Below are 21,104 nucleotides of genomic sequence, written 5' to 3'. Positions count from 1 at the left end.
ATTAGCAAAATAATTTAATGTCATGAGTAAAAAGAAACCAATTAAAAAAACAACTCATCAACCTAGTCAAAGTCAAACAGCAAAGTCTATAAAAAAAGATATTAATCAATCTTCTTTTAATATATCCAATAAAATACTTGTTCCTGCAATATTATTGTTGTTTTTAATACTTACAGTAATGTATTGTAAACCAATTTTAGATGGACAAAGATTAAATTCTCATGATGGTAGTCAATACAATGCAATGACTAAACAAATAGCTGACTATAAAGCAGAAACAGGTAAAACGCTTTTGTGGAATGATAGACTATTTGGTGGAATGCCAGGTTTTTTAATTGGTGGTATTGATTTTGGAAAGATTACTAAATATTTTCCGTTAAACTGGATACATCAGTTTTTTAGATTACTACCAGATCCAGCTATGGAAATTATTTTCTTACTCATTTGTAGCTTTATTGGTTTCTATGTTTTGTTAAAACGACCACTCTTAGCTATGCTTGGTGCTTTAGCTATAGGTTTTGCAGGTATTAATATTATTAATTTAGATGCAGGTCATGTTACAAAGGTAATTACAACAGCTATGTTTATTCCTTTACTTGCAGGAGTTTATCTTCTTTATAATAAAAAGTATTTCTTAGGTACTGTACTAACTATGGTTTTCTCTTTCGAAATTATTGCTGGTGCACATGTTCAAATAGCATACTATAGTTTAATAATTATTGGAACATATATATTATTCTCAATTGTTAGTCTTCTAAAAGAAAAAGACTTCAAAACAATAGGTATAGCATCAGTCCTTTTTGGTCTCTGTTTGTCCGTTTCAGTTTTTATGAATTTTAGCAACTATTTTGTCTATGATTTCTCTAAACAAACTACTCGTGGAGGTGATATTTTACATAAAGCAATTATGGATCCAGAAGCGGCTAAAGCTTCACCTACAGAAACTGTAAAAGAAGAAGGTGTTGGTTTTGATTATGCAACACAATGGAGCTATGGTTTTGAAGAATTAGGAGCTATTATTATTCCAAACTTTACAGGTGGTTCTTCTGGCGGTGCTTTAAGCGAAAGTTCTAAAACATATCAAGCACTAGTTAATAAAGGAGTACAACCAATGCAAGCAGCTCAATTTATAAGAGGTGTTCCTTTGTATTGGGGAACAGAACCTTTTGTACAAGGACCAATGTACTTCGGAATAATATGCGTATTACTATTTGTTTTTGGTTGTTTCGCCTACAAAGACAAATTAAAATATTGGATAATTGCAGCTATAGTATTGTGTTTTCTAATTGCCTTTGGTAAAAATTTAGCATTTTTCTATAAGCTACTATATAATATAATTCCTGGATTTAATAAATTCCGTGCTCCAACTATGATTTTAGTCATAGCACAAGCATTAATGGCATTATTGGGTGTACTAGGGTTAAATGCATTCTTTAGTAAAGATTTTTCTGTAGCCGATAGAATTGGTGTGCTTAAAAAAACAGCCATATCTGTATTGTCTGTTTTAGTTTTAGTACTAGTAATAGGCACTTCAATGTTCTCATTTAAGTCTGCTGGAGATAATAATTCAGACGAACAATTTAAAACACAACTAAAACAAAGTGTAGGAGATGAAGCTTTTGCCAATGAAATTTATAGTGCAGTTGTAAAGGATAGAAAAGCAATTATGCAAAAAGATACTATTCGTTCTATCATTTATGTACTATTAGTTTTAGCACTACTATTTATATATACTAAAGGTTATCTAAAACAAAGAAATATAATTATTGCTTCAATAGCTTTATTGTTATTAATAGATAATTGGAGTTTTGATAAGCGATATCTAAACGATAATGACTTTAGTGATCCAATTCTAGAAGCACAAAATAATTTCCCATTAACAGATGCCGATAAATTTATTCTAGAAAATAATAAAGATGGTGCTAGAATGATTGACTTAACTGGAAATGTATTCAATAGTGCATCACCTGCGTATTATCATAGAACTATTGGTGGATACAATCCTGCAAAACTTAGAAGATATCAAGATATAATAGAATATGGTATTTCTTATGATTTAGGAGAAAATGCAAAAGCAGGATTAACAAAAGCAAATTACATCAATATACTCAATAATAAATATTTAAAACAAGGAGTTGATGCTAACTCAGTTATAGTAAATAATAGTGCATTAGGCAATGCTTGGATGGTGAATCATATCAATTGGGTAAAAACACCAGAAGAAGAAATTTTAGGTGTACGAGATATCAATCCAGCTACAACAGCAGTAATTATGGACGAGTTCAAAAATAACTTAAACAATTTTACACCTAATACAGATTCAGTTTATAACGAAAACAGATATGTTCGATTAGTTGACTCAAAAGATCCAATGAGTATAAAATACCAATTTAAGTCAGATAAACCAGAGTTGGTAATATTCTCAGAAGTTATCTATAATCCAAATAGAGATTGGATAAGTTATATAGATGGAAAACAAGTCGACCATATAAGAGCAGATTATATTTTAAGAGCAATGCCAATTCCAGCAGGCAGTCACGAAATATCATTTGAGTTTAAACCTAAACTATATGCTACAACAAACACTATTATAAATATTGGGCATATATTATTTTATATAGTTATTGGTATTGCTTTGTTTTTATTCTTTAGAAAGAAGAAAAAAAAAGAAGTAATAAATGAATGATGTTTTTTCATTTTTAATTATAAGTTATAACAGACCAAAAGATACTATAGATGCTGTCGCAAATGTATTGTCTTTAAGTAATTTTGATGGATTTTCTAAAGAAATTATTGTAGTAAATAATGCCTCTACAGATTCCTATCAAATATTTGAAGATTATATAGCTCAACTTTCGCCAGAACAAAAATCATTAGTTCAATACATTTATTCAGATAAAAATTTAGGTGTAGCTGGTGGTCGAAATTTACTCATTCAAAAAGCAAAAGGTAAATATCTTTTATTTATGGATGATGATGCAGAAATTAACTATCCTAGTGTAATAGAATATGTTATTAAAGTATATGATGAATACAAAAAATATAATTTAGGTATTGTAGGATTTAAAGGAATTAATCCATTTACCAATAAAGTAGAACGACCTATAAAAGATTTGACTCTATTAAAAACGAATAATGAAATTTTTTATAATTCTTTCTTTGGCTACGGGCATGTAATCAAAGCAGACATATTACAACAAACAGGTTTATATCAAGATGATTTTTTCTATGGCATGGAAGAATATGATATTGCATACGCTACTATTAAAGCAGGTTATACCATTTTATATACAGATGTTGTTGAAGTAATACATAAACAAAATCCAAGTGGTAGAGAAATTCAAGATAAAACCTATGCAAGAATGTTTGAAAATAAAATACTGGTTGCTTACAAACATCTACCTTGGATTTATGTGTTGACACATTTTATTATGTGGAAACTATTTTTTATGTATAAAACTAAATTGAATGTAAAACTGTATTTTCAAACAATTAAAAGTTTATATAGAAGAGTAAAACAAAGCCAAAGAAAAGTAATGAATAAAAATGGCTTAGCGTATCTTAAAAAAGTTAATGCTCGACTTTGGTATTAGTAACCAAATTCCTATTTTAACTTTAGCTTCTCACTGTTTTTAAGTAAATTTAAATTATCCACAACTTTTATTAACTTAGTGTTACCTATTAACTAAACATTTCATATATTGCACCGAAAATAAATTTGACTTTATGAGAGATATGAAAAAAATCAGCTTAAGCTTTTTACTAATGTTATCTGTTGTATTTTCATTTGCGGCTACTCTAGTACAAGGTAGGGTTACCGATGAAGCAAATGAACCTATAATTGGAGCCAATGTTAGTATTAAAGGCACTACCGAAGGTACTGTAACAGACCTAGACGGTAATTTTGAATTAACTACCGAACAAGAAACACCATTTACCTTAGTAATTTCTATGGTTGGTATGGTGTCGCAAGAACAAGAAATTACTGGAGATGCAAATGACTTAGTGTTTACATTGAGTGAAGAATCTAACGAACTAAACACAGTAGTTGTTTCTGCATCAAGAGTAGAAGAAAAAATCTTAGAATCACCAGTAACCATTGAAAAAATGGATCAAAAGGCAGTTAAATTGTCTTCTTCTAGTGATTACTACGATGATTTATCAAAACTAAAAGGCGTACAAGTCATTCAAGGTTCAATGACTTTAACATCTGTAAATACTAGAGGTTTTGGTGGTATTTCTAACACGCGTTTTGTTCAATTAATGGATGGTATGGACAATGCTGCTCCATTATTAAACTTTCCTACAGGTAATATAGTAGGTATTGGTGAATTAGATATTTCAAATGTAGAGTTAGTGCCAGGTGCAGCTTCTGCACTATATGGTCCAAATGCATTTAACGGTATCTTATTAATGAACTCTAAAAATCCATTCGATTATCCTGGATTTTCTGCACAAGTAAAAGGTGGTTTTTCTCAAGCTGGCAATAACTATGGTTACAAACCAATGGGAAGTGTAGGTATGAGAGTTGGTCATGTATGGAAAAGAAAAGAAAAAGAATTCGTAGCAATTAAATTTAACTTTAATGCATTTAAAGGTACAGATTGGTATGCTAATGATTATACTACGGCAAGAAACAATTCTGGTGCATTAGGCACACAAGGTTTCGATGGTATGAATCTTTATGGTGATGAAGCCAATATCTTTGAATTAAGTCCTTTAGCATTACCAAGTGCTGTAGCTGGAGCTGAAAGTGGTACTAATTCTATTGTAGGTGGAATAAACTATATTAAAGCACAAGTAACAGCTGCTGTTAGAGCAGGTGCATATGCTCAAGCTTATGCAGCAGCAATAGGTTCTGGATTATATACTCCAGAAGAGGCAGCTGCAATTGCTAATACTCAAGCAGATGCTTATGTTGCTTCTCCAACAGGTCAAGCTACTATTAATGCAGGTGTTCAAGCTCAAGTAGCAGCTAATATTCCTGTGCCAATTTCAGATCCCAATTATACAGCGAATATGGATGTAACAGCAGCGTTTGATTCTATTCAACCTTTGTTTGACCAATTCTTAGCGAATGGTTTAAGAAGAACTGGTCTTGAAGAGCAAAAATTATTAGATAATAATAATGCTACTTCAATTAAAGGAGATTTTGGAGTATATTTAAGACCATTCCAAAATAAAAATTATGAGTTCTCTTATAATTATAGAATTGGTTATGGTAACTCAGTGTATCAAGGTTCAGAAAGATATGCTTTAAGAAACTTTACACAGCAATTCCATAAAGCAGAAATTAAAGGACAAGATTTCTTTATTCGTTCTTACATGTCGCAAACCAATGCAGGAAACTCATATAATAATACTGCCTTAGGTTCATATGTTAATGAAACGGCTTCTCCTACTGCAAGTGTTTGGGCACCAACTTATTTAACTACATTAGCAAATACTTTAGTAGGAACGCTTGTAAATACACCAGCAGCAGCTTTACTAGCTAATGATGGTGCTTTGTTTAATCAATTGGCACAAAATGCAAGAAATGTAGCAGATGCTTCTTGGACATCTATGACGCCAGAAGAACAACAAGCAATTATTGAACAAGTAAGAAGTGGTCTTTTCCAACAAGGTGGTGCTAGTTTTATTGATAATTCTAGATTATTCCATACAGAAGCTATGGTTGACCTTTCTCGTTGGACAGGTAAATATGTTGATATTCAAGTAGGTGGTAATCATAGAATGTATAGTTTGTTTACTAATGGAACGGTATTTAACGAAGATCCAGATGGTGATGGTGTTTTTGAAAGAATCAATATTAATGAATATGGTGCTTTCTTACAAGTACAAAGAAAACTATTTGATGATATGTTGCGTTTACAAGCTTCTATCAGATATGATAAAAACCAAAACTTTAAAGGCATTTGGTCGCCAAGAGTTGCAGCTGTATTGTCTTTAGGTGAAGATAGAAATCACAATATTAGAATGTCTTACCAAACTGGTTTCCGTAATCCAGATACACAAGCACAATATATTTACTTTCCAACAACAAGTATTTTATTAGGTGGTACTGAAGCCAATGCTGCTAGATATGGTATTTATAATGGTGGTGCATATACTTATGCTTCATATCAAGCTTATGTACTTGGTGGAAATGATACTTCTAAATTACAAACAGCAGATTTAAGTTATGTAAAACCAGAAAGATTACAAGTGGTAGAGTTAGGTTATAAAGCATTATTAGCCAATAAAAAATTAATGATAGATGTGAATGGTTATTTCAATATTTATAATGATTTTATAGGTCAAACCTTTGTAGTAAATAAAGATACAACTTATCATAAAGGTGAAGTAATTGCACCAGGTGAGTTATGGTATCCTTATACTAACTTAGCAGATAAAGTATATTCTTATGGTGCTGGTATTGGTATTATGTATGCTTTACCTAAAAAATTATATTTAAGAGCTAGTTATAACTGGACAGACTATAAGCTAAAAGATGCTAACACTAGTGGAAGTACTGAGCAAGATTTAGGATTTAACACAGCAGAAAATCAAGTTACTGTTGGTTTAAGTGGCGAAAAAGTATGGAAGGGTCTTGGTTTTGCTATTGATTACAGATGGCAATCTTCAATCGACTGGGCTTCTAGCTTTGCTAATGGAACTGTAGATTCAAGAGGTGTTTTAGATGCTAACATCAACTATTTCTTTGATAAAATTCAAACACAATTAAAAGTTGGTGCTACAAATATTGCAGGTCCAGAATACTATACGAATGTTGGTGGACCATTAATTGGAAGAACTTTCTATGTTGGTTTAACTTATAACCAAGGCAAAAACTGGTTAGAAAACAGCAATAGAATAGACAATGCTACACCAATAGCATACTAAATAAAAATCGTCATTTTCTCAACATTGAGAATCTATTAAGCGATTATAAATTAAAAGAGGTTGTCAATTTCGGCAACCTCTTTTTTTATCGATGTGTTAAGTCTTAATTTTCAGTTTTCAATCAACAATCAAAATTGCATTTTTACAAAATGGCTAAGAGAGTAATTAAAATTGCATTCTGTATTCAACCTAAAAATATTGAAGGATTTTACAATCTTTTTTCCATGCTCTTGGTTGAAAAAAAAGAAAATCAACCATTAAAATTTACACCTTTAGAATTTTTCTTAGACAACTTAGACTATAACAAAAAATTAGTAGATGTTGAAGTTAGAAGCGTTTTTGAAGACTTTACTCCAGAGCATATTAAATTTAGAATTAGTGAGCAAACCAAATTTTTTAGAAGACAAAAATCTGGTGGAAATTTAGAAAAATATATTCAAAAGGCAATTACAAGAGAGTTGTATGAAAACTTTCAAATGCTGGTCAAATGTCAAGATAAAGTATCTTTGTATCATAAAATAACCAATCCAAAAACAGGAAATTTACTCAATGCACCTTGCAAAATTTCAGATAAAAAAACTACACTTAGCTTCGAACTGATTAAGGAAAATGAAGTGTATAGTTTTATTACTTGGATTGAAATTGATGCCACTAAATTCAATATCAATGAGTTTAAGCAAAATAGCTTCTTAATAGAAAAAGACAATATTTATTATTTATTGTCTTTAGAAGATAATCAATACATACAATTCGTATATAATGCTTTTAAAGAAAAACACCTTACAGATGAAACATTGATAATGAAAGAGATTATCAAGAAAATTGAACATAAATATACTGTAGAAACTAATAATATATATCAATCTAATACTATAGATGTAGAACCAATGTTGACTATCTATTTAAGTGAAATTAATAGCGGTTCTTTCTTAATGATTACACCACAATTTAAATATGATGACATTGTAGTAGAAGGCAATTTTCAAGCAAAATATACTACTACAATAGATGGAAAAGTATATACTATTCTTAGAGATGATGCTAAAGAAAATGAACTGTTGAATTTTATTCAGCAAGCACATCCAAATTTCGAGAAACAAAAAAATGCGTATTACTATTTATCGTTTACAGATGCCAAAAAGAAAAATTGGTTCTATAAATTCTATCATCAATTATTAGAAAAAAATATAGAATTAGTTGGAATGGATATGCTAAAGCATTTTAGATATTCATCATATCCATTAGCTACCGAAATAAAAAATATAAAAACCATAGATAGTTTTGTAGAAGCAGATTTGTATTTGTCGTTTGGTAAAGAAAAAGTAGACTTAAAAGAGTTGCAGAAAAACCTATATAATAATCAAAAATCTGTTTTATTAAAAGATAACTCTATTGGTATTTTAGATGACGATTGGCTGACTAAGTATGGTGTTTTAATTAAACATGCTACAATAAATAAAAATACGATTAAAGTTGCCAAGTGGATTTTATTACAAGCAGAGTCATTAAGTCAATCTACCGATTTTAAATTTATTATTGATAAACAATGGTGGAATAAATGGAACGATTGGCAAAATATTGATAATAAGTTATATGAAATTCCTACAACTATAAAAGCAACGCTAAGAGATTATCAATACAAAGGTTTTGAATGGTTTTCTTTGCTGAGCGAAATTGGTGCTGGTGCTTGTTTAGCAGACGATATGGGTTTAGGTAAAACACTACAAACCATTTGTTTTATAGCACATCAATTAGAGCAAGATGCCAAAGCCAATATGTTAATCGTTTGTCCAAACTCACTTATTTACAATTGGGAAACCGAATTGCAGAAATTCTTACCAAGTGCAAAATCGTTTATTTATAAAGGCAGTCAAAGAAATCTGTCTAACTTTTTTGCCAACAACAATCAAGTGCTTATTACTTCTTATGCAACAATGCGTAACGATATAGATTTAATAAAATCGGTGTATTGGAATACCGTAGTCTTAGATGAATGTCATCATATTAAAAATTTATATACACAAACTACTAAAGCATCCTACCAAATTTTAGCAAAAAATAGAATTGGATTGAGTGGTACGCCAATTATTAATAATTCGTTTGATTTATATGCACAACTCAATTTCTTATTGCCAAGTTATTTAGGAACACAAGAATTCTTTAAGAAAGAATTTGCTACACCAATAGACAGACATCGTAGCGAAGAAAAAATGTTGAGCTTACAAAAACTAACAGCACCATTTATTTTACGAAGAACAAAACAACAAGTAGCCAAAGACTTACCAGAAAAAACAGAGTTAACACTTTGGTGCGAAATGGGCGACGAACAAAAAGCAGTATACGACCAAATTAAAAATCAAATTAAACAAAGTATATTTTTAAATATTAAAGAAAACGGAATAGGAAAATCTAAACTAAGTATCTTACAAGGCATTTTAAAACTACGACAAGTATGTAGTGCTACACAATTAGTAAAAGATCTAGATGTTCCTGTGAAGCAATCTGTAAAAGTAGATATGTTAATTGATGAAATAACAAATAATTTATCAAGTAATAAAATTTTAATATTTTCTCAATTCAAAGGCATGCTACATTTAATAGGAGAGCAGCTTAGTAAAAATAATTTGTCATACTATCATTTTGATGGCGATGTAGATATCAAAGACAGACAAGAAATGATTAATGCATTTCAAACAGAAGGTAATACTACAAATATATTTTTAATGACTATACAGTCTGGAAATGCTGGTATTAATTTAACAGCAGCCGATTATGTTTTTATTGTAGATCCTTGGTGGAACACAGCTATTCAACAACAAGCAATTGATAGAACACATAGAATTGGACAAACAAAAAATGTGTTTGCTTATAAAATGATATGCAAAGATACCATCGAAGAAAAAATCCTAGCCATACAATCTCAAAAACAAATCATGTCAGATAATTTAATAACAGCAGAAGAAAATTTTGTGAAAAATCTTACGCAAGAAGACTTACAATATTTATTTACTTAATTATTGAGCGACTGGGCATTAGTGACAAGTAACCATTCCACTCAGAGTTATTCGAAGAAAACTCTGAGAATTCCATTTTACTGCCACATTAAGTGTTTTCGTGCTGTCAGAAGTTTCCTTCTGACATTTAATAAACTTCACCATTTTTATGCATTCTACACTTTGCTTCGTGTCAACACAAAACAATTCTCACAAAAAATAATCTCACCATTTCCATGTATTCTAATAAATTTTAATGTTTCTTTCCATCTAACATAATACTATACCATTTATTTTTTATTTTTACTTTGGAATAATAATTAAAATGGAAGTTGATAAAACCAAAATAGAAGCTCAACACTTAGAAAAACTAAAAGCCAATTTACAAAAAACAGATACAGAAAGGTTTTTAATGACTACACAACTAATGAAAATTGGTATTATGCTTAAAAATGCCAAAGTAGAACACAAACTATATATTAAGAAATAGAATATGGATATATTCGATGAAGCAATATTAGCATTTTGGAAAAATCTTAACGATAACAAAGTAAAATATATTATGATTGGTGGTTTTGCTGTAAACTTACATGGTTTTAATAGAACTACAGCAGATATTGATATTTGGATTGAAAACACTACCGAAAATAGATTAGCACTTGGTAAAGTATTCAATCAATATAATTATACTGACATTGATTGGACTACTATTGATTTAATTCCTGGTTGGACAAACTTTTATATTGGTAATAATATTGATATTGATATTATAGTAGAAATGAAAGGTCTAGAGCAATATACATTTGAGGAATGTTTGCAAATGGCATCAGTGGCAGAAATTTTAGCTGTTAAGGTTCCATTTTTGCATATTAACCAATTAATTGAAAACAAGAAAACAACCAATAGACCAAAAGATAAAATTGACATTATTGAATTAGAAAAAATTAAAAAAATTAGAGATGAAAACTAGTATTATTTTATAAATTATAAATGTGAATAATTCCAAAATATACTCAGAGTTATTCGAAGAAAACTCTGAGATTATAATGGACATAAAAACACACTATTCACATTACATTCCACATACCACATCAAGTGTTTTCATTTGATAGCTTTCGTAAAATTAATTAGTATATTTAAAGTATATTTAGATTCTTTTACAGCATAAATAGAAAAATAAATAAATACAATGCAAATTTCTAATAATGTAATACTATCTTATTTTTCATTCAAAGAATTTAAAATAAATAAAGTGAAGACTGTTCTGTTGAGTGAAATGAGTTCTTATATATTTATTGTTTATGATAAATATAAACCAGTTTCCTATATTAGCTATTATGATGAAGAGTTTAATGACTTTATTAATAATGAAATAGTTCCATTGATGAAAAAGTATAATCTTGAATATGGACGAATTTTGGAGTTTATAGTTAAGAAATACAATAAAAGCTATACTACTAAATTACCAATATTTTATAATTATAAAGAAATTATTAGTGATTCTGTTTTTGCTATAAAACCTCTTCCACTTTCACTAATTTGGGAAAGTTTAGATTTTAAAGATTTTAAAAAGATGAAAAGAGTTTGCAGAGAAAGATGGTATGATTCTTAAAATACTGCTAAAACTACATCATACCCATTTCCATGTATTCTAATAAATTTTAATGTTTCTTTACATCTAACATAGGTGTAAAACATTTTATTTTTTTCAACTTTAAATTTTCAATCTTTACATTTGGAATAATTATTGATAAACATCGTTATATTTAAAAATATGCATATGCGAAAACTGTTAGTACTGTTTGTTTTGTTTGGACTTACCTTAGTGGTGTCGGCTCAAGCAACACTGAAACAAAACAATCCGTTGAAAAAATACTACGAAGCACAAGAACATTTTCAACTTAATCGATTTGCTTTAGCACTGCCTTTGTTGAATGATTTTCTGCAAGAACAAGACAATCAAAAGGAATTTACAGACAAATTAATGTATGAAAATGCTTTTTTCATGAAAGCAGTCAGCGAAAAACAAAGCAAAGCTGCCGATGCAAAAAAAGATCTACTCTATTTTGTAGAACACTATAAAGGCAATGCTAACATCAATACAGCTTATTTTCATTTAGGAGATTTAGCTTTCGAAAATTCAGACTATAAAGAAGCAATTGACTATTTCGCCAAAGTAGATGAAAAATTATTACCAAAAGCAGAAGCACAAGAATTTGCATTTAAAGAAGCATTTGTGTTGTTTTCCAATAAAAAATTTACTCAAGCAAGACCAAAATTTGAAAAAGTAGCCAAAGATTTAACTTCGCCGTATATAGAACAAGCCAATTACTATTCTGGTTTGTGTTCTTACTATACCAACGACTATAAAAGTGCAGAAAAAGCATTTGTAAAGCTAGAAAACTCTAAAACTTATGGCAAAATTGTTCCTTATTATATCACTTCCATCAAATTTATCAATAAAGATTATCAAGGTGTGGTGGATTATGCCGAACCAAAACTAAAAGACAATATTCGTTACGAAGAAGAGATTTATCATTTACTAGGAAATGCTTATTTTGAATTAAAAAAATATGATAAATCAAAATATTATTTAGAATTATATAGAACTAAAGCAATTAAAGTTACACCAGAAGATTACTATACTTTAGGTTTTGTGCAAGCACAAGAAGGCGATTGTAACAAAGCAGTAGATAATCTAAAACAATTATCACCATTAGATAATGAGTTGGCACAAAATGCAATGTATCAATTAGGTCAGTGCTATGTAAAAATCAATAAAAAAGAAGATGCAAGAACAGCATTTCAACAAGCATCTCGTATGACATTTAATAAAGCTATTACAGAAGAATCAGCTTTTCAGTTTGCTAAATTGTCTTACGAATTAGAAAGAACCAATGAAGCGTTAATTGCACTCAAAAAATTTATTGTCGATTATCCAAATTCTAAATATTTTGATGAAGCCAACGAAATCTTAGCTGATATTTTCTTGACTACAAAAAACTATGAAGAAGCAATGACCATCATCGAAAGTTTGCCAAAAACTTCACCTTCACTACAAAAAAGTTATCAGCAAATGGCGTATGCAAGAGCAGTTAACGCGTATAACGATAATCAAACGAGTGTAGCAGATGACTTGTTCAACAAAGCATTAAAATATACACCAAACAAAAGTTTAGAAGCTTTGTCTTATTATTGGAAAGGCGATTTAGCTCATCAGGTTGCAGATTATAAAAAATCAGATGCTAATATCAACAAGTTTTTGTCTTTAGCAAATAGTGTTGATGCTACAACTGCAGTTAAAATTAATAGTGGAACAGCTAACTATATTTTAGCATATAACGAATATAAACAAAAACACTATAGCAATGCAGTGCCTTTCTTCAAAAAAGCAGTAAACGATTTAAAAAACACTACAGATAATGACATCAAACAAAATATTTATGCTGATGCATTGTTGCGTTTAGCAGATTGTTATTTTATTCAGAAAGAATATAGCAATGCAAGTACACCATATAATGAAGTCATAAAAAATAATTTTAATGGTGCAGATTATGCCTTGTATCAAAAAGCAATTATAGATGGAATTCAAGGCAACTTAAACGACAGAATTGCTGGAATGAATACTTTAGTAGCACGATTTCCAAATTCTGCTTTCGCCGATGATGCTTTAATGCAAGCAGCAAATGCTTTGTTTGCAATGAATAATTTATCAGAAGCAGAAAAAACATATAAAAATTTAATTCAAAAATATCCAAACTCAGATAAAGTGCCAGAAGCTTATTTACAAATTGGATTGATTAACTATAATCAAAACAACTTAGATGCTGCTTTAAATTGGTACAAAAGTGTAGTACAAAAATATCCAAAATCGCCAGAAGCTAACGAAGCCATGTTGGTGATTAAAGATATATATATTGCACAAGGCGATCCAAATGGTTTTATCAAATTTGCTAAGAATTATCCAGGTGCAAACATTACAGTGTCGCAACAAGATTCTATATTGTATTTGTCTGCCGAAAATCAATATCAAAAAGGAAATACACAAGGAGCGATTAATGGTTTCAACGATTATTTACTACAATATCCAAACGGATTCTTTGCTACGCCAGCTCATTTTTATCGTGGTGAAAGCTTTTACAATCAACAAGTTTTTGATAAAGCATTCAGTGATTATAAATATGTAATCAATCAAAATGATATTAAATTCTTAGAAAGAGCTACTGCAAGAGCTGCTTATATTGCTTACTACAAACAAGACGATAATACACAAGCATATCAATTATATAAACAATTAGAAAGTATTGCTACAATTGACGATAATAAAAACGAAACTAAAATTGGCTTAATGCGTACTTCGTTCAATCTTAAAAAATATAGCGAGTGTTTACAGTACATTGAGCAAGTAAAAGCAATTCCTAATTTACCAGAATATTATAGTGGCGAAATTGCATACTACAAAGGTATGAGTAACTATTATACCAATAACAAAACAGCAGCAATTACCGATTTGAAAAATGTAAGCAACAACAACGATAATTTACAAGCAGCAGAATCGCAATACATTTTAGCCAAAATTTATTTTGATAATAAAGACTATAAAAATTCAGAGAAAGCAGCTTTAGATTATACAGCTAAGTTTCCAGCTTACGAATATTATTTAGGTAAAACTTATATTTTATTGTCTGATATATATGTAGTGCAAGGCAACTTGTTACAAGCCAAAGCTACTTTAGAAAGCGTAGTAGAAAACTATTCTAAAGAGGACGATGTAATGCAAGAAGCCAAAGCTAAATTACAAGCAGTGATAGATAAAGAAAAAGGCAATTCTAATTTAAAATTGCCTAATAATAGTGACATGCTTCAATTTGATAACCATTAAAATTTTGTTGATAATGAAATCAATTATATTTATATTTTCATTAATTTTTATATCGTTTATTGGCTTTGCTCAAAACGATACCTTGTTTGATTTAGGTGAAATCAACATTAAGCAGACTTACGAACCAATTTTAATAAGTACCAATAAAGTGCCTTTAAAACCAACAGTTCCTAATTTTGTTAAAGATAAACCAGATGCACAACAATATTCTTTCGCAGATATTGTAGCTAAAGTAAATTATCAAGCAGAAGATATTCGTCCTGTAAAAATTTTACCTAAAGAAAACGACAAACAAGCGTTCTTTTATACCAAAGCTGGATTCGGAACTCAACTAACACCTTTGTTGCAAATTGGAATTACCAATCCAAATCAAGAAAAATATAGAGCAAGTTTAAATACAGATTTTATATATTCTAAAAATAATAATCCAAAATATCAGTCGTACTACGATTTGAATATTCAAGGAAAAGGAGAGTACTTCTTAAAAGAAAAGGTAAGTATTGGTGGAAATATTGGTGTTGGTATAGACAATTATCATTTCTATGGATTTCCAGATTCATTAGACTACAGCAAAGATTCGCTTAAAAACTTATACAAGCGATTTGGTGCAGCTATTCAGCTAAAAAATATAGATACTGCAAATTTTAATTATTATACTACCATTGGATTTAATAACACTTCTAACAAACTCAACCAAAAAGAAACCAATATAGATGTAAAATTAGGTGGTTCGTATTTCTTTAAACAACACTACGGTTTTGGTGTTGATTTCTTGGCCAACAACATTAACTTTAAAACAGATACATCAAATACCAATCGTTTTTCTATTGGCGTAGTTCCTGCTGCAAAAATTAAATTCAAATTCTGGGATTTGTCTGCTGGTGCAAACATCATGATTACGAATAAAAAGTTTTATGTATATCCACACATTCAAAGTGCTTTAAAAGTATATAAAGATTATTTAACTATATATAATGAATGGAATTCTGTTTTAAAAATAAACGGTTTAAATTCAACATCTAGAATAAATCCTTTTATTAATGATGATTTATATAAAAATTCTATTAGAGAAACAAGAACTTTTGCTGGTGTTAAAGTTGGTGTAAAAGGATTTTCTGCCGATGTTAGATTTAGTCAACTCGTAGATCATTGGCAACAACAATTTGTAGGTTTTGAAAATGCAGATAATATTTATCAATATCAAATGAATTATATAAAATCAGTTAAATCATGGAATCCACATTTTGCACTTGGCTACGATTATAAAAATACATTTGGTGTTACTACTTCATTCGATTATTATATTTATAGCAATAACGATACTACAACTTCTTATTTGCCAAATTTAGATTTGAATGCATCTTTCTATTATAATTGGAAAGATAAATTATTCGTAAACTTAGGTATGCAATATTTAGGTAAAATGAATGGCGTTGAAGCTACTACTACACCAAATTTGTACAACATCAATAAAATTGATGGCGTAATTGATTTGAATATTAGTGCGTCGTATTTCATCAACAAACACATTGGTTTCTTTATAGATTTGAATAATTTTGGCTTTCAGAAATATCAAAGATTTTACCAATATCCAACTTATGGCTTCCAAGCTATTGGTGGTGTAAAGATATCTTATTAACTTTACACCAATGATTCAGTATATTCAAGAGTTGTTGTATCAACACGATTGCGTAATAATTCCTGGTTTTGGTGCCTTTATCACCAACTATCAGAAAGCAGTTATTGATAAACATCAAAACAAAATTGCACCACCAAAAAAATCTATTGCATTTAATAAATTATTGAATAGCAACGACGGATTATTAATTAATCATGTAAAAGAGCAAGAAAATTGTAGTTATACCGAAGCACAAGTTAAAGTGAATCAGTTTGTGGAAGAAGCTAAGCAAACAATAAGCAAACAACAATCACTTTTATTTAAAAATATAGGACGATTTTATTTAGACCACGAACAAAACTGGATTTTTGAACCAGATACTACTACCAATTATTTGTTAGATACTTTTGGCTTGCCTACATTGCCTTTATATCCAATAAAACGATTAGCAGCACCAAGTGTTGTAGTGCAAAATACTATACAAGAAACTACAAGTTCTGTTAGTGTTAATGAAAATACAGTTGAACAAAAAACAAATTCATCAAAAGGATATTGGTTTACGGCATTCTTAGCACTTGCATTAATAGCAACTATTGCAAGTTTAAGTATCAATAAAATCAATCAGCAAAATGTTGCTTGGGCTTCTATGTTCGATTATTTTAATAATAATACAAATATTATTGAAGATAATAATGAAACGATTGCTAATACAAATAATATAGCAACTACTGATGAAACTGTAGAAGATATTATTGTTGAAGAGAAAAACGAAGCAATTACTACTATAGAAAATACTACTGCACCTACAAATACAGAAACAGTTGCTACAACAGTGGTAGAAAATAAAGCTCCAGAAGTTACTACGCCAGTTGTACAAAAAACAGATAGCTATATTTTAATTGGCTCTTTCTTAGATGAAACCAATGCGTTAAAATTACAACAAGAAGTCAATGCCAACTATCAAACGGTAATTGAACACAAAGGAGCTTTGTATAGAGTGTTAATTGCTACAACGCACAATAATATAGACCAATATTTACAAGAAATTAAATCAGCTGTAAATAGCAGAGCTTATATTTATTGTGTAAAATGTAATATTTAATTTTATATTTTGATTACTTGTACCGATATACAAAAAGCTTACGGCAGTTTACAAGTTTTAAAAGGTATTTCATTAGAAATTAATAAAGGAGATGTCGTAGCAATTACTGGTCCATCTGGTGCAGGAAAATCTACGCTGTTACATATTTTAGGTACATTAGACAAGCCAGATAATGGTTCTGTGACAATTAATAATACACTGGTATCATCTTTAAATGATAATGCATTGTCTAATTTTAGAAATAATAGTCTTGGATTTGTATTTCAGTTTCATCACTTATTACCAGAGTTTACTGCTTTTGAAAATGTAGCAATGCCAGCTTGGATTGCCAAAAAGAAAGACAGCGAAGTAAAACGCAGAGTAGAAGAATTATTGGATTTTATGGGATTGAAAGACAGAATGCAACACAAACCAAATGAATTGTCTGGTGGAGAACAACAACGCGTTTCTGTAGCACGAGCTTTAATGAATCAACCAGTAGTAGTACTAGCAGATGAACCAACAGGAAATTTAGATTCAGAACGCTCTGAAGAATTGCATCAACTATTTTTTGATTTAAAAAATGCCTTTCAACAAACTTTTGTCATCGTAACACACAACGAACAATTTGCCAACAAAGCCGATAGAAAAATTATACTAAAAGACGGTTTATTAGTGCAGTAATTGATGTGCAACGACATATATTTTAAGAATCAAAAAAAACAACAGCTTATTTCATATCTACACTTATAATTATTTTACTTAGAGGCGTATAAGTAATATGTAGTGTGTCGCCAATAGCTAAATTTTTGAGGTCAATATTAGATTGAGTTAATTCGTAATCATAAAGTTTAATATCGTTTTCTAAATTTAATATATAGGTATCTTGTTTAGATTCCATGGATAAAATTTGTAGTGTTTCATTTAATTTATAACCATTTTTTATATTTTTTTAGATAAATATAATCTTTATAATAAATAATATATATATATATATATATATATAGCTATTGTGCATAGACTAATTGGTATTATATATGAACTCTTGTAGATAATAAAGTAGATAAGAATAAAGAAGAAGTTCAATACAGCAGTGCCAAAGAATATTTTATTTCTCAAATATTTCTCATATTGAATAAGTCGTCTTAAAAGTGCTATATCTTTATCATTTAACGGTTCTTGCATTTTATAAAGTTATTAAAATAAAAAAAGAGAATCTTTTAAGATTCTCTTACTAGTAGCGGGAACAGGACTCGAACCTGTGACCTTCGGGTTATGAGCCCGACGAGCTACCTACTGCTCCATCCCGCGATGTGACTGCAAATATACAACAAAATGTATGGCATTACAAATTTACTTGTTATGATATAGTTATATCAACTACTATTTTAATTTCCTTAACATTTTATCATATCATAAAAAGTTGTTATCTTTAATTTTAATGCAACATCAAGCTGGTTATGTTAATATTTTAGGGAAACCTAATGTTGGAAAGTCTACACTCATGAATGCTCTAGTAGGAGAGAAGATGTCTATTATTACTTCTAAAGCACAAACTACTAGACATAGAATTTTAGGTATTGTTAATGGAGCAAATTTTCAAATTATTTTTTCTGATTTACCTGGAATTATAAAACCTGCGTACAAAATGCATGAATCAATGATGCAATTTGTAAAAGTGTCTTTAGAAGATGCCGATGTGTTTATTTATATGGTAGAATTAGGTGATAAGCCAGAAAATCAACCAGAAGAATATCAAAAAATAAAGCAATTAAATGTGCCAACTATTCTGTTGCTGAATAAAGCAGACTTAGCAGAACACGATATTGTGAGTCATCAACTAGAACTTTGGCAAAACGATTTTAAAGAAGCTACAGTATTACCATTTTCTGCAAAATTTCATGTAAATCCTGATAAATTGATAGATTTAATATTGAAATATTTACCAGAATCTGATCCATATTTTGATAAAGATGCTTTAACAGACAGACCAGAAAGGTTTTTCGTTTCTGAAATTATTAGAGAAAAGATTTTTTTGAACTACAAGCAAGAAATTCCTTATTCAAGCGAAGTAGTTTGTACTTATTTTATGGAAGATGGTGATATTATTAAAATTTCAGCAGATATTTATGTAGCAAGAGACAGTCAGAAACCAATTTTAATAGGAAAAAATGGAAGTATGCTTAAAAAAGTAGGTACACAAGCAAGAAAAGATTTAGAAGAATTTTTTCAAAAGAAAGTATACTTAGAAACCTTTGTTAGAGTAGCAGATAATTGGAGAAATAAAGACTCGCAATTACGCAAATTTGGCTATAGAGATTATTAATTTCAAACATAGTTTTAATATTTATATAATTTTGTTTAGTTTAAAGACTAACTTATATTATTAAATAAATTATCTTCGGTATAAAAAACATTGCCATTAATAATTCTTGCAGGTGAAGTATAACGATGTGCTTCTGTTTTTCCAATTGCCATAATGTGTAGTACTGTCCAACCTTTGGCTTTCAAATAATCTGAAACCATAGACCGATGACATCGCGACCAAAGTGCTTCGGCACACATATACGCTGTAGTTTGTTGTAGTGCAATCTGTTCTAAATTAACAATTGCATTTTTAAAGCTGTCGGTTTCCATATAATCAGCATAAGCTCTAAAAGAAGCATTACGCCAACGCGTATTTTTAGAATTTTTATTTATCTTTCGTCTTCCGCCTAAACTCAGCATATGCAAATATTCAATGCCATTTTCTGGTAAAAATTGCTGTAAGTTTTCTTTATCAAATTGCGGAAACTTGCGAGAACCTGGCAGACTTCTAATATCTACTAACATTTTTATTTTATAAGATTGTAGCATTGCTAAAAAGGTATCTATGCTATGCGTAGAATGTCCAATGGTATAAATAATATGTTGGGTATTAGTTTTCATTGTTTGCTAATAGTGCTTGAAGATACTTGTCAATATACAACTGTTTGTCTTTCGATTGATATTGTTGAATATATCTTGGATGTTCTAGAACTGTAAGTCGGTCGAACAATTTAGCTTGTGGATTTAATTTGTCTATAAATATAGCATTTTTCTTACCTAAAATAAAGACTTCAGTAGTATCTAATCCAATGGTAATTTGTTTTTGAAGCATGGCAATCATAAATGGTTTTACGGCTTCAAAAAGTAAACGATTATCGTAGTAATTGGCATTTAACCAATTGCCTTTTTTTGATTGTTGAACTATAGCCAAAGGAAAAGGCGAGTTGATATAAAAGTTACTATAAAAGTTTTTTACACCACCTAATTGTTCAATCATATCATATATAAAAACAGAAGATAATTCATGAGTGTGTGCCGATTGCATTGGAATACCACAAACCAGTTCTAATCGTTTGGTATCAGTAAATGGAATGCCAGTAACACCAGCACCATGTCTGCTAGGATTAATGCCTATGATAAATTTACGCTTCTTAATATCATTATAATACTGATGATAAAATTGCTGCATTACCACCATTGTTTCTGAGTTATCTGCAAACGGATTGATTACCTTAAAACCATTAGGCAAAGCACCAGTAAACGATAACGCTTCATTAAACGCAATTACTTTATCTGCAAATGTTTTTGGCATCAACTCAATATAAGATAAACAGTGTAAAA

Annotated in this window: 15 protein-coding genes and 1 tRNA gene; 12 read left to right on the top strand and 4 right to left on the bottom strand. The window is 29.7% G+C overall.

Translation table 11 applies throughout. The features are described from left to right. Positions 1-22: 22 nt before the first annotated feature. The 11 genes from H6553_09445 (at position 23) to H6553_09395 (ending at position 18,140) form a co-directional block, all read left to right on the top strand. Positions 23-2,686 (top strand): hypothetical protein, encoded by a 2,664-nt coding sequence (locus H6553_09445; protein ID MCB9034049.1) that lies wholly within the window; start codon positions 23-25, stop codon positions 2,684-2,686. Continuing rightward, positions 2,679-3,593: a glycosyltransferase gene (locus H6553_09440; protein MCB9034048.1), complete on the top strand. Its 915-nt coding sequence runs from the start codon at positions 2,679-2,681 to the stop codon at positions 3,591-3,593. The genes H6553_09445 and H6553_09440 overlap by 8 nt, the downstream gene beginning before the upstream one ends. Positions 3,594-3,735: 142 nt before the next feature. Then, entirely contained in the window at positions 3,736-6,882 is a 3,147-nt protein-coding gene (locus H6553_09435; GenBank protein MCB9034047.1) for a carboxypeptidase-like regulatory domain-containing protein, read from the top strand. 149 nt (positions 6,883-7,031) lie between these two features. Then, a complete protein-coding gene (locus H6553_09430; GenBank protein ID MCB9034046.1) occupies positions 7,032-9,896 on the top strand; it encodes a DEAD/DEAH box helicase in 2,865 nt (954 codons plus the stop codon). Between the two features lie 304 nt (positions 9,897-10,200). Further along, the gene (locus H6553_09425; protein MCB9034045.1) at positions 10,201-10,365 is read left to right on the top strand and encodes a hypothetical protein; all 165 of its coding nucleotides are present in this window, start codon (positions 10,201-10,203) and stop codon (positions 10,363-10,365) included. A gap of 3 nt (positions 10,366-10,368) precedes the next feature. Continuing rightward, positions 10,369-10,845, top strand: a complete 477-nt coding sequence (locus tag H6553_09420) for a nucleotidyltransferase (GenBank protein MCB9034044.1) — start codon at positions 10,369-10,371, stop codon at positions 10,843-10,845. 306 nt (positions 10,846-11,151) lie between these two features. Next, positions 11,152-11,487, top strand: coding sequence for a hypothetical protein (locus H6553_09415; protein ID MCB9034043.1), 336 nt, complete (start codon positions 11,152-11,154; stop codon positions 11,485-11,487). A gap of 168 nt (positions 11,488-11,655) precedes the next feature. After that, positions 11,656-14,757, top strand: a complete 3,102-nt coding sequence (locus H6553_09410; protein ID MCB9034042.1) for a tetratricopeptide repeat protein — start codon at positions 11,656-11,658, stop codon at positions 14,755-14,757. Between the two features lie 13 nt (positions 14,758-14,770). After that, the gene (locus H6553_09405; protein ID MCB9034041.1) at positions 14,771-16,396 is read left to right on the top strand and encodes a hypothetical protein; all 1,626 of its coding nucleotides are present in this window, start codon (positions 14,771-14,773) and stop codon (positions 16,394-16,396) included. A 10-nt stretch (positions 16,397-16,406) separates the two neighbouring features. Continuing rightward, complete coding sequence (locus tag H6553_09400) at positions 16,407-17,477, top strand: hypothetical protein (GenBank protein MCB9034040.1); 1,071 nt, start codon at positions 16,407-16,409, stop codon at positions 17,475-17,477. Positions 17,478-17,486: 9 nt separating this feature from the next. Continuing rightward, complete coding sequence (locus tag H6553_09395) at positions 17,487-18,140, top strand: ABC transporter ATP-binding protein (GenBank protein MCB9034039.1); 654 nt, start codon at positions 17,487-17,489, stop codon at positions 18,138-18,140. Positions 18,141-18,186: 46 nt separating this feature from the next. Here the strand turns inward: H6553_09395 and H6553_09390 are convergent, their stop codons facing one another. Then, on the bottom strand, positions 18,187-18,357 hold the full coding sequence (locus H6553_09390) for a hypothetical protein (protein ID MCB9034038.1): 171 nt from the start codon (positions 18,355-18,357) through the stop codon (positions 18,187-18,189). Positions 18,358-18,694: 337 nt separating this feature from the next. Next, positions 18,695-18,767: transfer RNA gene (locus tag H6553_09385), tRNA-Met, on the bottom strand. Between the two features lie 130 nt (positions 18,768-18,897). Between H6553_09385 and era the strand changes: the two genes are divergently transcribed. Then, positions 18,898-19,782, top strand: a complete 885-nt coding sequence (gene era, locus H6553_09380) for a GTPase Era (GenBank protein ID MCB9034037.1) — start codon at positions 18,898-18,900, stop codon at positions 19,780-19,782. Positions 19,783-19,829: 47 nt separating this feature from the next. Here the strand turns inward: era and H6553_09375 are convergent, their stop codons facing one another. Beyond that, positions 19,830-20,384, bottom strand: coding sequence for a DUF488 domain-containing protein (locus H6553_09375; GenBank protein ID MCB9034036.1), 555 nt, complete (start codon positions 20,382-20,384; stop codon positions 19,830-19,832). Then, complete coding sequence (locus H6553_09370) at positions 20,374-21,075, bottom strand: SMUG2 DNA glycosylase family protein (protein ID MCB9034035.1); 702 nt, start codon at positions 21,073-21,075, stop codon at positions 20,374-20,376. The genes H6553_09375 and H6553_09370 overlap by 11 nt, the downstream gene beginning before the upstream one ends. Positions 21,076-21,104 lie beyond the last annotated feature (29 nt).

It is taken from the genome of Chitinophagales bacterium (genome assembly GCA_020636535.1).
Classification (GTDB): domain Bacteria; phylum Bacteroidota; class Bacteroidia; order Chitinophagales; family JADIYW01; genus JADJSS01.
This window is presented reverse-complemented; position numbering and strand designations above follow the sequence as displayed.

Bases quoted from the DNA above. Each gene is read 5' to 3' on its own strand.
- H6553_09445 (MCB9034049.1), top strand. From the start codon at position 23: ATGAGTAAAAAGAAACCAATTAAAAAAACAACTCATCAACCTAGTCAA.
- H6553_09440 (MCB9034048.1), top strand. From the start codon at position 2,679: ATGAATGATGTTTTTTCATTTTTAATTATAAGTTATAACAGACCAAAA.
- H6553_09435 (MCB9034047.1), top strand. From the start codon at position 3,736: ATGAAAAAAATCAGCTTAAGCTTTTTACTAATGTTATCTGTTGTATTT.
- H6553_09430 (MCB9034046.1), top strand. From the start codon at position 7,032: ATGGCTAAGAGAGTAATTAAAATTGCATTCTGTATTCAACCTAAAAAT.
- H6553_09425 (MCB9034045.1), top strand. From the start codon at position 10,201: ATGGAAGTTGATAAAACCAAAATAGAAGCTCAACACTTAGAAAAACTA.
- H6553_09420 (MCB9034044.1), top strand. From the start codon at position 10,369: ATGGATATATTCGATGAAGCAATATTAGCATTTTGGAAAAATCTTAAC.
- H6553_09415 (MCB9034043.1), top strand. From the start codon at position 11,152: ATGAGTTCTTATATATTTATTGTTTATGATAAATATAAACCAGTTTCC.
- H6553_09410 (MCB9034042.1), top strand. From the start codon at position 11,656: ATGCGAAAACTGTTAGTACTGTTTGTTTTGTTTGGACTTACCTTAGTG.
- H6553_09405 (MCB9034041.1), top strand. From the start codon at position 14,771: ATGAAATCAATTATATTTATATTTTCATTAATTTTTATATCGTTTATT.
- H6553_09400 (MCB9034040.1), top strand. From the start codon at position 16,407: ATGATTCAGTATATTCAAGAGTTGTTGTATCAACACGATTGCGTAATA.
- H6553_09390 (MCB9034038.1), bottom strand. From the start codon at position 18,357: ATGGAATCTAAACAAGATACCTATATATTAAATTTAGAAAACGATATT.
- era (MCB9034037.1), top strand. From the start codon at position 18,898: ATGCAACATCAAGCTGGTTATGTTAATATTTTAGGGAAACCTAATGTT.
- H6553_09375 (MCB9034036.1), bottom strand. From the start codon at position 20,384: ATGAAAACTAATACCCAACATATTATTTATACCATTGGACATTCTACG.
- H6553_09370 (MCB9034035.1), bottom strand. From the start codon at position 21,075: ATGCCAAAAACATTTGCAGATAAAGTAATTGCGTTTAATGAAGCGTTA.